The following is a 15,185-nucleotide window of genomic DNA, read 5'->3' on the forward strand; positions in this document are numbered from 1 at the left end:
CTTTTAAATATATTTTACAAGTATTCCCCGTACATTGCAGACTAAAAAACATGAAAAAGATTGGAAATACAACATTTAAAAACTGAAAATATCTTGTTTCCATACAAAAACAGGACTTTTTCAAGCCCTGTTCTAGAATTCATTAATATAAGTCCAAATAATTATCGATTTCCCATTGGGAAACGAAGGTTGCATAGCTAGCCCATTCAATACGTTTGGCTTCAACAAAGCTAGTGTAAATATGGTTACCCAAAGCTGCCTTGACGACCTCATCTTCAGTTAAAGCCTTAAGGGCATTGTGGAGGGTAGATGGCAGATCAGTAATACCGGCTTCCTTACGCTCTTCAGCTGTCATCACATAGATATTTTCCTCGATTGGAGCTGGCGCTTCGATTTTATTTTCCACTCCATGCAGTCCCACTTCTAGGAGCACTGCCATAGCGATATAAGGATTAGCCATAGGGTCTACTGAACGCAACTCCAAGCGAGTTCCCATGCCGCGCGATGCCGGTACTCGAACCAAAGGTGAGCGATTTTGCCCAGCCCAAGCGATGTAAACTGGCGCTTCAAAGCCAGGCACCAAACGTTTATAAGAGTTGACCGTCGGATTCATGATAGCTGTATAGTTATAGGCATGCTTAATCAAACCGCCCAAGAAATAATAGGCTGTCTCAGACAACTGCATTCCTTTTGGATCCTCTGGATCATAAAACGCATTATTTCCATCTTGGTCAAAGAGGGACATATTGCAGTGCATACCAGAACCAGCAATACCAAACTTGGGCTTAGCCATGAAAGTCGCATAGAGACCGTGCTTACGAGCGATGGTTTTCACCACCAACTTGAAAATCTGAATCTTATCACAAGCGCGAAGCACTTCATCATACTTAAAGTCAATCTCGTGCTGACCGACTGCCACCTCGTGGTGGCTAGCTTCTACTTCAAAGCCCATCTTGGTCAGGACATTGACGATTTCCCGACGAGTATTGTCTGCCAAGTCCGTCGGCGCCAAGTCAAAATAGCCACCCTTGTCATTCACTTCCAGTGTCGGATCACCATTTTCATCCAATTTGAAAAGGAAAAATTCTGGCTCAGGACCAAGATTGAAAGACTTGAAGCCCAGTGCTTCCATATGTTTGAGAGCTCGCTTAAGGTTACTACGAGGATCTCCTGCAAAGGGAACATGTTCTGTCGTATAAACATCACAGATCAAGCCTGCTACACTGCCATTTTCATCTCCCCAAGGAAAAACTGTCCAAGTATCCAAATCAGGATAAAGATACATATCAGATTCATTAATCCGAACAAATCCCTCGATAGACGAACCGTCAAACATAGCCTTATTTGATAAGACCTTTTCAAGCTGCTCATCCGTTGCTGGAATTTCAACGTTTTTCATGGTTCCCAAAATATCAGAGAACATCAGACGGATGAAAGTGACGTTTTTTTCTTTTACTTCGCGACGAATATCAGCTGCTGTAATGGGCATGGGTAACTCCTTATAGTTTTAAAAAATAGTTTATGGCCGACGCATGTGACCAAAGGTTGGCAGAGAAGAGCCAAAACGACCTTGCTGTAAAATATCATTGTGGAGAGCCCGACGGACTTCCTTTTCGCTAATCGTTTTGTGGGATTTAGCTTCACGCTCAGCATATTTCTTTTTGATAGCAGCGATATTATAACCTTCAGAAATATAATCCTTAATTTCCAAAAGTCGGTCCATATCATTCAGGGAATACATTCGGCGATTGCCCTCATTCCGAAGGGGAGTGATGAGGTTTTGCTCCTCATAATATCGAATCTGACGGGCAGATAAGTCCGTCAACTTCATAACGCTACCTATGGGAAAGACTGCCATATTTCGGCGAAACTCTTTTTCCTTCATTTTTTTCCTCTCTATGCACTATTATAACTAATTTTTTTTGTATGTCAACAATCAATGTGAGATTTTCTTACACATTTTAATTTATAGACTTAAAGAAATTCTTAATTCTATCCACATCCGAATTTACAACTATTGCGACAAAGACCCCCATAAAGGTTTCAAAAACTCTAGCAAAAACGTATAAAATAGTATCTTCCGGACTAATGGAGAGAGTGATAATCAGCATAGCTGAAACACCACCAATCACCCCAGCCTTATTGTTCATAGCAACATTGGTCATGATCGTCAGCATCGTACAGATTGGCACAAATACTAAGGTCACCCAAAATTGGCCGTTCAATAAATTTCCCAACAGATAGAATAGCAAGGCATAAAAGCCCCCGACACTATTTCCTAAAATACGAGAAGTTCCGAAATGAACACTTTTATCAAAATCTTCTCGAAGGCTAAACACCGCTGTCAAAGCCCCAATTTGGAGCCCCTTCCAGCCAAACATACCAAAAATAAGTAGGACAATAAAGACTGCTATCCCTGTTTTCATCGTCCTCATACCCAAGCGAAATTTTGATTTATCGAATTTATACTTACTAAAATAGCTCATGCTTTTTCCTTTTTAAAAGTAAACTATCTTTATTCTAACATATTTTCTAACAAAAAGGCTCTGTCCATCGAGTTTATTGTCTATATCCTACAAGGATGCATAGCCAGCTTCTACTGTATTTCTAACTATATTTCCCATTATTGATTACTCATTAGGAAAATAGAAGCCAAAAATCCATTTCCTCAGAAGCCTACAAGGACAAAAGAAAAAGAGTTGGTTACCCAACTCTTTCCGTTTCAAAGATTATTTTTCAGTCAAAGCTGCAAGCCCTGGAAGAACTTTACCTTCAAGGAGTTCCATTGAGGCACCACCACCGCGTCACAAATACCTCCACTACACAAAAAGGTGACATAGCCACCTTTTCGTTAACGTTTCAGTTTTGTTCCTTTTTCTACAAAATCAGGATTTTGTAGAGACTAACGGGCTGAAATTATTTTTCTGTAAGTGCAGCCAAACCTGGCAATACTTTACCTTCAAGAAGCTCCATAGAAGCGCCTCCGCCCGTACTAATCCATGAGAACTTGTCTGCACGACCAAGGTTGATGGCTGCGGCAGCTGAGTCACCACCACCGATGATTGATTTCACGCCTGGTTGTTTCACGATAGCGTCCATCACACCGATTGTACCAGCTTGGAAGTCAGGGTTTTCAAACACACCCATTGGTCCGTTCCATACAACTGTTTTCGCATCAGTCAAGGCTTCGTCAAATTTAGCGATAGATTTAGGACCGATATCCAAACCAAGGAAGCCTGGATCTACTGCTTCACCTTCAGTATCTTTCACTTCAGTGTAGTCTGCAAATGCGTTTGCTTCTTTTGAGTCAACTGGTAAGATCAATTTGCCGTTTGCTTTTTCAAGAAGAGCTTTAGCAACATCCAATTTGTCTTCTTCTACAAGTGAGTTACCGATTTCGATACCTTGCGCTTTGTAGAATGTGTAAGTCATACCACCACCGATAAGGACTTTATCAGCTTTTTCAAGCAAGTTTTCGATAACACCGATCTTGTCTGAAACTTTTGAACCACCAAGAATGGCTACGAATGGGCGTTCTGGAGCTTCAACTGCTTCTTGGATGTAGGCAATTTCGTTTTCAAGAAGGAATCCAGCAACAGCTTTTTCAACGTTTGCTGAGATACCAACATTAGATGCGTGTGCACGGTGAGCTGTACCGAATGCATCGTTTACGAAGATACCATCTCCAAGTGATGCCCAGTATTTACCAAGTTCAGGATCATTTTTAGATTCTTTCTTGCCATCAACATCTTCGAAACGAGTGTTTTCAACCAAGAGAACTTGTCCATCTTCAAGAGCGTTAACAGCTGCTTCCAATTCAGCACCACGTGTAACGCCTGGGATAAATTTAACTTCTTGACCCAATTTAGTAGCCAAATCAGCAGCTACAGGAGCAAGTGATTTACCTTCTTTGTCAGCTTCTTCTTTTACACGTCCAAGGTGAGAGAAGAGGATTGCACGTCCACCTTGTTCAAGGATGTACTTGATAGTTGGAAGTGCTGCAGTGATACGGTTGTCGTTAGTAATCACGCCATCTTTTACAGGAACGTTGAAATCAACACGAACGAGAACTTTTTTCCCTTTCAATTCAACGTCTTTAACAGTCAATTTTGCCATTAGATATGACTCCTTCTTTTTTTATACGTGTTAATTATATCACAAAATCTACAAAAGTGATAGCAAAAATTCATGGCTTTTCCTTTTCTCCAATCAAAGATAGATGAAAGACTACACGATTCTCATTTTTCTGATAAATGCTAGTGCTGCTAGATGAACGAGTTGATTTCCAATAGCCATTCCTTCAAGCTGTTCCACAAAACAAAAAAAGAGATCCATTCGGATCTCTTCTTCATACAATTGAATTATTTAGCGATTTTTGCAAAGTATTCAAGAGTACGTACAAGTTGTGCAGTGTAAGACATTTCGTTGTCGTACCATGATACAACTTTAACCAATTGTTTACCGTCAACATCAAGAACTTTAGTTTGAGTTGCGTCGAACAATGAACCGTAAGACATACCTACGATATCTGAAGATACGATTGGATCTTCTGTGTAACCGTATGATTCGTTAGCTGCTGCTTTCATAGCTGCATTTACTTCATCAACAGTAACGTTCTTTTCAAGAACTGCTACCAACTCAGTAACTGATCCAGTTGGAGTTGGAACGCGTTGTGCAGAACCATCAAGTTTACCATTCAATTCTGGGATTACAAGACCGATAGCCTTAGCAGCACCAGTTGAGTTAGGAACGATGTTAGCAGCACCAGCGCGAGCACGACGAAGGTCACCACCACGGTGTGGTCCGTCAAGGATCATTTGGTCACCAGTGTAAGCGTGGATAGTAGTCATCAATCCTTCAACAACACCGAAGTTGTCTTGAAGTGCTTTAGCCATTGGAGCCAAACAGTTTGTAGTACATGAAGCACCTGAGATAACTGTTTCAGTACCATCAAGAACGTCGTGGTTAGTGTTAAATACGATTGTTTTAACATCGTTTCCACCAGGAGCAGTGATAACAACTTTCTTAGCTCCACCTTTAAGGTGTTTTTCAGCAGCATCTTTCTTAGCAAAGAAACCAGTTGCTTCAAGAACGATTTCTACACCGTCAGTAGCCCAATCAATTTGTTCTGGGTCACGTTCAGCAGAAACTTTAACGAATTTACCGTTAACTTCGAATCCACCTTCTTTAACTTCAACAGTACCATCGAAACGACCTTGAGTTGTGTCGTATTTCAACAAGTGTGCAAGCATAACTGGATCTGTAAGGTCGTTGATGCGAGTAACTTCAACACCTTCTACGTTTTGGATACGACGGAAAGCAAGACGACCGATACGACCGAAACCGTTAATACCAACTTTAACTACCATTAGTGATTTCCTCCTTATGAAAATCAAAAAAAATTTTATGTGAAAAGAGTAACTTGAATCACTACAAATCACCTTTCAACATATCTATTATATACCTTATTGAGCAAAATTGCAACTGATTTCATTATTATTAACAAGTAACAAATTTTCTTTCATGTATTTTCGATATTTTTCATAAATTTCATATTTCAATTCCAAAAAGAAAAAACGCTCGCTAGAAGCGAGCGTCATGTAGTGAATTATTCACCACGGTGTTTCTTAATGATTTCTTCTTGTACTGACTTAGGTACATCTTCGTAGTGGTCAAATACCATCATGAAGGTACCACGTCCTTGTGTTGCAGAACGAAGGACAGTCGCATAACCAAACATTTCAGCAAGTGGAACATAAGCACGAACGATTTGGCTGTTACCATGTGCTTCCATACCGTCAACACGTCCACGACGAGCTGTTACGTGACCCATAACATCACCAAGGTTTTCTTCAGGAACAGTGATGGTTACAAGCATCATTGGCTCAAGGATAGCTGGTTGTGCAGTCTTAGCAGCTTCTTTCAAAGCAAGTGAAGCCGCAACCTTGAAGGCTGTTTCAGATGAGTCGACATCGTGGTATGAACCATCGTAAAGTTTAGCTTTCACGTCAACGATTGGGTAGCCAGCAAGGACACCATTTGCCATTGACTCAATCAAACCTTTTTCAACCGCTGGGATGAATTCACGAGGAACCACACCACCGACGATAGCATTTTCAAACTCGAAACCTTTTCCTTCTTCGTTTGGAGTAAATTCAATCCATACATCACCGAATTGACCTTTACCACCAGACTGGCGTTTGAAGAATCCACGTGCTTGAGTAGAAGCGCGGAATGTTTCACGGTAAGATACTTGAGGAGCACCTACGTTTGCTTCAACTTTGAACTCACGACGCATACGGTCAACAAGGACATCAAGGTGAAGCTCACCCATACCAGAGATAACTGTTTCACCAGTTTCAACGTTTGTTTCAACGCGGAATGTTGGATCTTCTTCAGCCAATTTTTGAAGGGCAATACCCATCTTATCTTGGTCTGCTTTAGATTTTGGCTCAACCATCAATTGGATAACTGGTTCTGGAACGTTGATTGACTCAAGGATGATTTTAGCTTTTTCATCTGTCAATGAGTCACCAGTTGTCGTATCTTTCAAACCAATAGCAGCTGCAATATCCCCAGCATAAACGGTTTCAATTTCTTGACGACTATTAGCATGCAATTGCACAAGACGTCCGATACGTTCACGTTTACCTTTAGAAGTGTTCATTACGTAAGAACCAGATTGAAGTACACCTGAGTAAACACGGAAGAATGTCAAACGACCTACGAATGGGTCAGTCATGATCTTGAAGGCAAGAGCTGCAAATGGCTCTTCGTCAGATGCTGGACGAGTTTCTTCTTCGTCTGTATCTGGGTTGATACCTTTGATCGCTGGGATGTCTAGTGGGCTTGGAAGGTAGTCAATAACCGCATCAAGCATCAATTGAACACCTTTGTTCTTGAAGGCAGAACCACACAATACTGGGAAGAATTCAACGTTGATAGTTGCCTTACGGATACCAGCTTTCAATTCTTCGTTAGTGATTTCTTCACCTTCAAGGTATTTCATCATCAATTCTTCATCAGTTTCAGCAACAGCTTCCACCAATTTTTCACGATATTCTTGTGCTTGTTCAAGGTATTCAGCTGGAATATCTTCTTCAAGGATATCTGTACCAAGGTCGTTAGTATAGATTTCAGCTTTCATCTTGATCAAGTCAATGATACCACGGAAGTCATCTTCAGCACCGATTGGCAATTGAATTGGATGAGCATTTGCTTGAAGACGGTCGTGAAGTGTGCTTACTGAGTAAAGGAAGTCAGCACCGATTTTGTCCATTTTGTTGGCAAATACGATACGTGGAACTCCGTACTCAGTTGCTTGGCGCCAAACTGTTTCAGTTTGAGGCTCAACACCTGATTGTGAGTCAAGAACGGTAACCGCACCATCCAATACACGAAGAGAGCGTTGTACTTCGATTGTGAAGTCCACGTGTCCTGGTGTGTCGATGATGTTTACGCGGTGGTTGTTCCATTGAGCTGTTGTCGCAGCAGATGTGATAGTGATACCACGTTCTTGCTCTTGCTCCATCCAGTCCATTTGTGACGCACCTTCGTGAGTTTCACCGATTTTGTGGATTTTACCAGTATAGTAAAGGATACGCTCAGTTGTAGTTGTCTTACCAGCATCGACGTGAGCCATGATACCGATATTACGAGTTTTTTCAAGTGAAAATTCGCGTGCCATGAGGTTAGTTTCTCCTATTTTTTTATTTTACAATCTATTATAACATTATTTAGAAAAAACGGATAGGCAGGACCTACCCGTTCTCAATGTTTATCTTGTTTTTTGTTGGTTTCAACTTACGAAATGGTAAGTTGAATGATACTCGGGCTAAAAGCTCGTAGTATCTTATTCTTACCAACGGAAGTGTGCGAAGGCACGGTTAGCTTCAGCCATACGGTGAGTATCTTCGCGTTTCTTAACTGCTGCACCAGTGTTGTTAGCAGCATCCATGATTTCTTTTGCAAGACGATCTTGCATAGTGTGTTCACCACGACCACGTGAAATTGTTACCAACCAACGAAGTCCAAGTGTAGTACGACGTTCTGGACGAACTTCAACCGGTACTTGGTAGTTTGAACCACCGACACGGCGTGCACGTACTTCAAGAACAGGCATGATGTTTTCCATCGCTGTTTCAAATACTTCAAGTGCATCATTTCCGGTAGCTTCTTTGATTTGCTCAAAAGCTCCGTAAACGATAGAAGCTGCTGTACCACGCTTACCATCAAGCATAACGCGGTTGATAAGACGAGTAACTAATTGTGAATTGTAAAGCGGATCTGGCAATACTTCGCGCTTAGGCGCACGGTTTTTACGACTCATTTATCTTTATCCCCTTTCTTTATGCTTTTGGACGCTTAGTACCGTATTTAGAACGGCCTTGCTTACGGTCAGTAACACCTGCTGTATCAAGTGCACCACGAACGATATGGTAACGTACCCCTGGAAGGTCTTTTACACGTCCACCACGAAGAAGCACCACGCTGTGCTCTTGCAAGTTGTGTCCGATACCTGGGATGTAAGCTGTAACTTCGATCAAGTTGCTCAAACGTACACGGGCAAATTTACGAAGGGCTGAGTTAGGCTTCTTAGGTGTCATAGTTCCGACACGAGTTGCAACACCACGTTTTTGTGGTGAAGATACGTTTGTTTGAACTTTTTTGTGGCTGTTGTAACCAACGTTCAAAGCTGGTGATTTAGATTTTTCTACTTTTGATTTACGCGGTTTGCGAACCAATTGGTTAATTGTAGGCATCTACATTCTCCTGTATTTTTTTAATTTTGGTGATGATACACTTGGTGACAGCTACCATCTGTGTGTACTTTTGCAACATTTGTCAGCACGTCTCTGTACACTTTTGAGAGACCAAAAGTAAAAAGTACCGTTTATCATTGTAACACAGAAGCATATCCTCGTCAATAGGTTTTCTTAATTTTTGACTTATCTTCACTTCTTAATCAACCTTTTGCTTGATTATTATCATCTTAAAGATCTGAAAATATGCTACAACAGATTGTTGATAAACACTTAAATACTAATCAAAATATGTATTCAATTCTATTTTTCACTTGAAGTCTGGGAAGGAACCACCGTATTTGAAGAGGCGCCCGAAGTATCTGAAGACGGGCTTGGTATCTCCGAAGATGGACTTGGGGTAACTTCTGGACTAGAGGATGGTGCAGGAGTCGAACTTTCTTGTGGCTGTATTCGTGGTTCGATGGAGATGGCAGGTGTTCGATAAACTGGCGCAACAGGCGTAGGAGAGAACGACTGCTGCTGGTCTGAATCAGGTTCAGTGGATTCCTCAGGTGTCTTCATTGCATCTTTTACGGCTTGAATTCGACCTTGGAACTTAGCTTTGGCTTCCTCATCTTTTACCTTGTCAACCGCTGCTTGTGCTTGAGTCACACTTTCATCGGTACGCTCTTCTTCTAACTTTTTAACAGCTACTTCAGCATCCTGAATCGTATTATCTTCTGACGATGTTTTCTTAGTAGAACTAGCTTTACTGGAGCTTGAACGTCTACTGTAACTAACTGTTTTGGCGGAGCCCGTATTCTTCTGAGCTGGTTTTAAAAATATAAGTCCAGAAACCAAGATAAGCAGCATTATTGCCAGGATCCCTAAACGAACAAGGTTAGAAGCTCTCTCTAATTTATCAAAAATATTTCTCATAATTCTTTCCTAAAGTTAATCAAATATATTCCCAATTTCAACATCAATCGTATTTGATTTAACGTCGATATTGGTCACCTTTAACAGTGATTTGTATTCTAGATGATCGCGATTGGCTTGCGCATTGTCCGCAAAGACCGCTACTCCTGCTAATTCCGAATCAAACTCGGACAGAAGGCTAATCATCCCATTAACTGTTCCACCTCCCTTTAGAAAGTCATCGACAATCAGCACTCGACTTCCAGCCTTTAGGCTACGTTTTGAGAGAAACATTTTCTCAATTCGATCTCCGCTAGAGCCAGAGACATAGTTGACACTGACCGTAGAGCCCTCAGTGATTTTCAAATCGCGACGGACAATGACAAAGGGAACATTCAAGACATTAGCGACAGCATTGGCCAAGGGAACACCCTTGGTCGCCACTGTCATAACGGCATCAATCTTTTGATCTTTAAAAGCTTTGGCAATAATGCGGCCAATATTATTGAGAATAGATGGTGTACTGAGTAAATCTGACAAGTAGATATAGCCGCCAGGCAGGATTCGATTACTCTCAGACAGCTGATCGCGGAGGTCTTGAACGATAGCCTTGGCCTCCTTTTCTGAAATGGAAGGAGTAAAGACGACACCTCCCCCAGCACCGGTAATTGTCTCAATCGTACCAATTTCGATTTCTTCAAAGGCACGTTTGATAATCACGATGTCTTCTGAAATAGAAGACTTGGCAGACTCATATTTCTCTGCAAATGTGTTTAAACTTGTTAATTGGTAAGGATGGTTAATCAAGTAATTGGAAATAACCACCATGCGCTCACTTCTTCTTAATTTCATTTTTTCACCAATTCGACTCCATCAAAATCAGCCACAAACTAATCTGAGAACCTAGCTCTTCTCGCATAGAGCAGTAATTCAATTCTTTCGATTTCAAAGTTTGGAGTGATTTCCATGAATATTTATTTTATTTTTTTCATTATATCATACTATATCAAAAAAACGAACATTATACTAAATATAATGCCCATTTTTCGTATTTCACTTATCAATTTTTGGTTTATAGAAGGAACGATTTTCCAATGCGAATATTTTATTGGTCATTTCTCCCGGAGCAACGAGAGACAGAGCCGTGGTCATCATCATCATTTCGGCATCCAGATTGTCAATCATGTGTAGGATTTCGGCCTCAATAATCTTTGGACGAACGGGACTGCCGTATTCGAGGAGACCGTGGTGACTAAGAAGAACGTGGCGCAAAACGATGACATCTTCTTTCGTATCATCGATTTTCAGCTCAGCCAGTGTTTTGGTCAGTTCCTCATCAATCAGTGCAATATGCCCAATCAAATTGCCTCGCACGGTATATTCCGTATTTTCTGGGCCACTCAGCTCAATGACTTTGGCCAAGTCGTGCAGCATGATTCCCGCAAAAAGAAGACTCTTATTGAGCTGAGGATAGATGTCACCAATCGCATCTGCTAGTTTGACCATGGTAGCTGTATGAAAAGCAAGCCCCGATTCAAAAGCATGATGATTGGTTTTCGCTGCTGGGTAGGAATAGAATTCCTTATCATATTTACTGTAAAGAGAGCGTACAACCCTTTGCCAGACTTGATTTTCAATCTTGAAAATCATTTGTGCCAAATATTCCCGCAGTTCTTTTTGGTCAACGGGTGGTTTTTCTTTAAAATCAGCAGGATTGTTGGGCTCGCCGGCCTTTGGCAGGCGCAGGGTCAACTGATTAACCTGAGGGGTGTTATTGTAGACCTCGCGGCGTCCTTGCATGTGAACGACTTTCCCCGCTGTAAATTCCGCCACATTATGGGGCTGGGCATCCCATAATTTCCCTTCAATCACTCCAGTGTCATCTTGGAAAGTGAAGGCGAGGTAATTCTTCCCAGCTCTAGTCTGTCGGACTTCGGCTGACTTAATCAGATAAAAGCCTTCAAACATCTCATCTTTTTTCATTTGATTAATTTTCATAGTCTTCCCTTTCATCTGGAATATCGAGCAAGTGTAAATGAAGGTCTTGGTCAGACAATTCAATATGCCGCAGCGTTCTTTCAATGGCATTGGTTCGTCGAGTCAGTAGCTCATCAATGCTGCCAGAAGCGTTCTTCAGATGTTTCTGAGCCTTGGCTAGAATACCGCCAAACTTATTGAATTCCAGCTTGACACTGCCCAGAACCTTGCTGATGTCATCTGCGCTACGCTGGATGTTTAGGGTTTTAAAGCCAACTGAGAGAGAGTTGAGCAGGGCTGACAAGGTAGACGGTCCAGCTACGACAATCTGCTCATCTCGCCGCAAACCGTCGAAAAACTCTGGATTGCGAACCACTTCGGAATAGAGTCCCTCCGTTGGCAAAAACATAATCCCAAAATTCGTCGTAGCTGGCGGAGCCAGATATTTACTCTTAATATCCTTGGCAAAGCGCTTGACGCTAGCCAATAGCGACTTACGGTAAAGTTCAATTTCTTCCTTATTACCAGACTCGTAAGCCTCTTCCAAGCGGTAGTAATCCGCCAGAGGAAACTTGGAATCGATGGGCAGGTAGACATAGTCCTGCTCCGTCTGTCCCGGCAATTTGATAGCATACTCCACGCGCTCACTAGAACCTGCCACTGTGGCAAATTCCCGCTCATACTGGCTGGGGGTCATGATGTCTTCGATAATTTGTCCCAGCTGAAGCTCGCCCATAATGCCGCGGGTCTTGGTATTGGAAAGAACCTTATTGAGACTGCCGACATCCCGAGCCACTGTCTGCATCTCTCCTAAACCACGATTAACAGATTCTAGCTGCTTGGACACCGTTTCAAAGGAGGTTTGCAGGCGACTCTGCAAAGTCTTCTCCAATTTTTCCTCAACGGTCTGACGCATCTGCTCCAGTCGCAGATCATTGGACTCCTGAATCTGACGCATCCGCTCATCGGTCTTGTCTCGATTTTTACTGAAACTATCCGCCATTTCGGTACGCAAATCCGTCAAATGGAGGTGCAAATCTGTTCGAACTTCGGCTAACCGATCGCCCAGAACAAGTTCCAGCTCTTTTTGCCGAAGAGCCTCCTGCTGTCTTTCTTGCTCAAAGCGGTAATCCAGCTGGTCGGACAAGTGATCCTCCTGTTCTTCTAGCAAGACTCTGATCGCCTGCTCCTGCTGTCCCTGTCTCTGCCAGAAGAAATAGAGAAAGACCAGATTGATGATAAGCAGGATGATAATGATATACTCCATATCAACTCCTATCTTTACTGTAAATAACAACCGTATAACCCCTGTCAAAGGATAAAAATACAGGTCTATCTATAAATTCGTTAGAAGCATAGACTTTTTTAAAGAAAAAATTCGTTTCATTTAAAGGATATTTAGCTCCTTCAATCGTCAACGGAACATCCTCTGTCGGCAGAAAGGCCAGATAGTCCATGCCTTCCACTGGCTTGATTTCATGACGGCCAGAGGGCACATAGCGAATGCAATTCTGGGCATCTACTAAGATCAGCTGCTCCATATAGGGAGCGATTTTATCATTGCTGGGCAAAAAAACATTGGCCAGAGCATGATCTAGACGACCGCCAAAGGCGCCGAAAATCGTCAGATAAGCATTTGGATAGCGCTCAAAGCAAGCCAGAACAGCCAATTCTAAGTCCGTATCATCCTTTTCAGGCTGAGCCTGAATGACTTCCTTGGCGCCAGCTTTTATGCGCAGCAATTCTTCATCGGAAACAGAATCAAAATCGCCAACCGCTAAGTCCAGAGGCAAGCCCTGCTTTAGCAAATAAAAGGCACCACGATCAACTCCGACAAAAAGATCAAAATCCCGATTGACCGCAATCAAATCACCGCCAGCAAACAGAGCAATTCTAGGCATCTAACGCATCCCTCAAAGTCTGAACTTGATGGCTGACATCACCTTTGAAGACATAGCTACCGGCCACAAAAATATTGGCGCCAGCTTCTCTAGCCATCTGAATCGTCTTATCGTCAATCCCACCGTCCACTTCAATATCAAAGTTCAGCTGATTGGTCTCTCGCAGAGCGACCAGTTCACGAATCTTACCCATGGTTTCGGGCAGAAAAGCCTGACCGCCAAAACCTGGATTGACTGTCATCACTAAGACCTGATCCACTAAATTCAAGACATTTTTTATCGCTTCAACCGGTGTTCCAGGATTGATAACAACACTAGGCTTGACACCTGCTGCACGAATCTTCTGCAAAGCTCCATGAATATGCGGCGTTGCTTCCACATGGATGCTGATAATATCTGCACCTGCCCGAGCAAATTCCTCAATATGATGCTCAGGATTGGACACCATGAGATGACAATCAAAAACCATCTTGCTGTGGGGACGCATACTGGCTACGACACCAGCACCAAAGCTAATATTAGGGACAAAATGGCCATCCATGACATCCAAATGGGCATACTCTGCCCCGCTAGCTTCTAGCTTTTTCAACTCGGTCTCAAAATTAGCATAGTCCGCACTCAGAACAGAGGGAGCGATTTTAAATGTTTTCATGATAGTTCCTTTCTCTATTTAGGAAGTTTTTTAGCTGTCTTTTTATAGGTTTCACGACGGTTCTCGATTTCACTGAGAAATTGCAGGTAATTTTCAAAACGAAAAGCAGCAATTAGCTCGGCTTCTACGGCTGGTTTGACAGCACAAGCCGGCTCGTGCGTATGGGTACAAGTGCGGAATTTGCAGTCCCGACTGATTTCGGCAATTTCTGGAAAGGCGGCGTTCAGGTCTTCTGCCTTGTCCACCTCATAATCCAGAGAAGAAAAGCCCGGAGTGTCCGCAATTTTTCCGCCATTCAGGTTATAAAAGCTGACCGCCCGTGTCGTATGGCGACCACGACCCAGACTTTCAGAAATTTCTCCTGTTTCTAATTGCAAGTTTGGTGCAATTTTATTGAGCAGGGTGGATTTCCCAACACCAGTCTGACCCATAAAAACAGTGATTTTCCCTGTCAGAAGTGGCAGTAACTCCTCAGTGGTTTTAACGACTTCATAGCCGATGGCCTGATAGGCCTGTACATAGACATCCAAGCTCTGCTCATCTTCAAGCAGGTCTAACTTGCTGATGTAGATAATAGGATGGATCCGCTTATGCTCTAAAAGCACCAAAAAACGATCCAAGAGATTAGCATTGAAGTCCGGCTCCTTGGCACTCATGATGACAACTGCCTGATCAATGTTGACAATAGGTGGCCGCACCAAACTATTTTTACGCTCGGCTATTTTTAAAATGTAGCCTTCAGAATCCTTGTCCGCTGAAAATTCGACATGGTCGCCAACATAAGGCGTCTGACCTTTTTTACGGAAATTTCCACGCGCTCTCGTCTGATACACCTGCCCATCTGACTCTACATAATAAAAGCCAGCCAAGGCTTTGATAATTATTCCTTGCAAGACTGCTCCTTTAAAGTTAATACAATTATTATATCAAAAAATGATGAATTTAGCTTGCCAGTTTGATAGTAAAGGCGGAAAATTATTCCTCATAAGATTT

15 protein-coding genes are annotated in these 15,185 nt (G+C 42.3%); all 15 read right to left on the reverse strand.

What is annotated here, in order from left to right:
• Positions 1-142 precede the first annotated feature (142 nt).
• Entirely contained in the window at positions 143-1,489 is a 1,347-nt protein-coding gene (glnA, locus tag O3651_RS03055) for a type I glutamate--ammonia ligase (RefSeq protein WP_005591666.1), read from the reverse strand.
• A 30-nt stretch (positions 1,490-1,519) separates the two neighbouring features.
• Positions 1,520-1,885, reverse strand: coding sequence for a MerR family transcriptional regulator (locus tag O3651_RS03060; protein ID WP_005591665.1), 366 nt, complete (start codon positions 1,883-1,885; stop codon positions 1,520-1,522).
• A 76-nt stretch (positions 1,886-1,961) separates the two neighbouring features.
• A complete protein-coding gene (locus O3651_RS03065) occupies positions 1,962-2,486 on the reverse strand; it encodes an aromatic acid exporter family protein (RefSeq protein ID WP_005591664.1) in 525 nt (174 codons plus the stop codon).
• 430 nt (positions 2,487-2,916) lie between these two features.
• Positions 2,917-4,116 carry a phosphoglycerate kinase gene (gene pgk / locus O3651_RS03070; protein ID WP_371609537.1) on the reverse strand — a complete coding sequence of 400 codons (1,200 nt, stop codon included), beginning with the start codon at positions 4,114-4,116 and terminating at the stop codon, positions 2,917-2,919.
• Positions 4,117-4,361: 245 nt separating this feature from the next.
• Complete coding sequence (gap, locus tag O3651_RS03075; protein WP_005591661.1) at positions 4,362-5,369, reverse strand: type I glyceraldehyde-3-phosphate dehydrogenase; 1,008 nt, start codon at positions 5,367-5,369, stop codon at positions 4,362-4,364.
• A gap of 239 nt (positions 5,370-5,608) precedes the next feature.
• A complete protein-coding gene (fusA, locus tag O3651_RS03080) occupies positions 5,609-7,687 on the reverse strand; it encodes an elongation factor G (protein ID WP_371609538.1) in 2,079 nt (692 codons plus the stop codon).
• A 171-nt stretch (positions 7,688-7,858) separates the two neighbouring features.
• Positions 7,859-8,329, reverse strand: a complete 471-nt coding sequence (rpsG, locus tag O3651_RS03085; protein WP_005591659.1) for a 30S ribosomal protein S7 — start codon at positions 8,327-8,329, stop codon at positions 7,859-7,861.
• A 19-nt stretch (positions 8,330-8,348) separates the two neighbouring features.
• Entirely contained in the window at positions 8,349-8,762 is a 414-nt protein-coding gene (gene rpsL, locus O3651_RS03090) for a 30S ribosomal protein S12 (RefSeq protein WP_005591658.1), read from the reverse strand.
• Positions 8,763-9,065: 303 nt separating this feature from the next.
• On the reverse strand, positions 9,066-9,683 hold the full coding sequence (locus O3651_RS03095) for a hypothetical protein (protein ID WP_125371182.1): 618 nt from the start codon (positions 9,681-9,683) through the stop codon (positions 9,066-9,068).
• Positions 9,684-9,698: 15 nt separating this feature from the next.
• Positions 9,699-10,514: a pur operon repressor gene (gene purR / locus O3651_RS03100; protein WP_005591656.1), complete on the reverse strand. Its 816-nt coding sequence runs from the start codon at positions 10,512-10,514 to the stop codon at positions 9,699-9,701.
• Positions 10,515-10,715: 201 nt separating this feature from the next.
• The gene (locus O3651_RS03105) at positions 10,716-11,660 is read right to left on the reverse strand and encodes a 3'-5' exoribonuclease YhaM family protein (RefSeq protein ID WP_268731633.1); all 945 of its coding nucleotides are present in this window, start codon (positions 11,658-11,660) and stop codon (positions 10,716-10,718) included.
• Positions 11,650-12,906 (reverse strand): DNA recombination protein RmuC, encoded by a 1,257-nt coding sequence (locus O3651_RS03110; RefSeq protein ID WP_268731632.1) that lies wholly within the window; start codon positions 12,904-12,906, stop codon positions 11,650-11,652. Before O3651_RS03110 ends, O3651_RS03105 begins: the two co-directional genes overlap by 11 nt.
• A 1-nt stretch (position 12,907) precedes the next feature.
• Positions 12,908-13,540 carry a thiamine diphosphokinase gene (locus O3651_RS03115; protein WP_125383398.1) on the reverse strand — a complete coding sequence of 211 codons (633 nt, stop codon included), beginning with the start codon at positions 13,538-13,540 and terminating at the stop codon, positions 12,908-12,910.
• Entirely contained in the window at positions 13,533-14,192 is a 660-nt protein-coding gene (rpe, locus tag O3651_RS03120) for a ribulose-phosphate 3-epimerase (RefSeq protein WP_268731631.1), read from the reverse strand. Before rpe ends, O3651_RS03115 begins: the two co-directional genes overlap by 8 nt.
• Before the next feature lie 14 nt (positions 14,193-14,206).
• Complete coding sequence (rsgA, locus tag O3651_RS03125; RefSeq protein WP_268731630.1) at positions 14,207-15,085, reverse strand: ribosome small subunit-dependent GTPase A; 879 nt, start codon at positions 15,083-15,085, stop codon at positions 14,207-14,209.
• Positions 15,086-15,185 lie beyond the last annotated feature (100 nt).

The sequence above is a fragment of the Streptococcus sp. 27098_8_73 genome (assembly GCF_041432495.1).
In the GTDB taxonomy this organism is placed as follows: domain Bacteria; phylum Bacillota; class Bacilli; order Lactobacillales; family Streptococcaceae; genus Streptococcus.

Bases quoted from the DNA above. Each gene is read 5' to 3' on its own strand.
- O3651_RS03065 (WP_005591664.1), bottom strand. From the start codon at position 2,486: ATGAGCTATTTTAGTAAGTATAAATTCGATAAATCAAAATTTCGCTTG.
- purR (WP_005591656.1), bottom strand. From the start codon at position 10,514: ATGAAATTAAGAAGAAGTGAGCGCATGGTGGTTATTTCCAATTACTTG.
- rpe (WP_268731631.1), bottom strand. From the start codon at position 14,192: ATGAAAACATTTAAAATCGCTCCCTCTGTTCTGAGTGCGGACTATGCT.
- fusA (WP_371609538.1), bottom strand. From the start codon at position 7,687: ATGGCACGCGAATTTTCACTTGAAAAAACTCGTAATATCGGTATCATG.
- gap (WP_005591661.1), bottom strand. From the start codon at position 5,369: ATGGTAGTTAAAGTTGGTATTAACGGTTTCGGTCGTATCGGTCGTCTT.
- O3651_RS03115 (WP_125383398.1), bottom strand. From the start codon at position 13,540: ATGCCTAGAATTGCTCTGTTTGCTGGCGGTGATTTGATTGCGGTCAAT.
- glnA (WP_005591666.1), bottom strand. From the start codon at position 1,489: ATGCCCATTACAGCAGCTGATATTCGTCGCGAAGTAAAAGAAAAAAAC.
- rpsG (WP_005591659.1), bottom strand. From the start codon at position 8,329: ATGAGTCGTAAAAACCGTGCGCCTAAGCGCGAAGTATTGCCAGATCCG.
- O3651_RS03105 (WP_268731633.1), bottom strand. From the start codon at position 11,660: ATGAAAATTAATCAAATGAAAAAAGATGAGATGTTTGAAGGCTTTTAT.
- O3651_RS03060 (WP_005591665.1), bottom strand. From the start codon at position 1,885: ATGAAGGAAAAAGAGTTTCGCCGAAATATGGCAGTCTTTCCCATAGGT.
- pgk (WP_371609537.1), bottom strand. From the start codon at position 4,116: ATGGCAAAATTGACTGTTAAAGACGTTGAATTGAAAGGGAAAAAAGTT.
- rpsL (WP_005591658.1), bottom strand. From the start codon at position 8,762: ATGCCTACAATTAACCAATTGGTTCGCAAACCGCGTAAATCAAAAGTA.
- O3651_RS03110 (WP_268731632.1), bottom strand. From the start codon at position 12,906: ATGGAGTATATCATTATCATCCTGCTTATCATCAATCTGGTCTTTCTC.
- O3651_RS03095 (WP_125371182.1), bottom strand. From the start codon at position 9,683: ATGAGAAATATTTTTGATAAATTAGAGAGAGCTTCTAACCTTGTTCGT.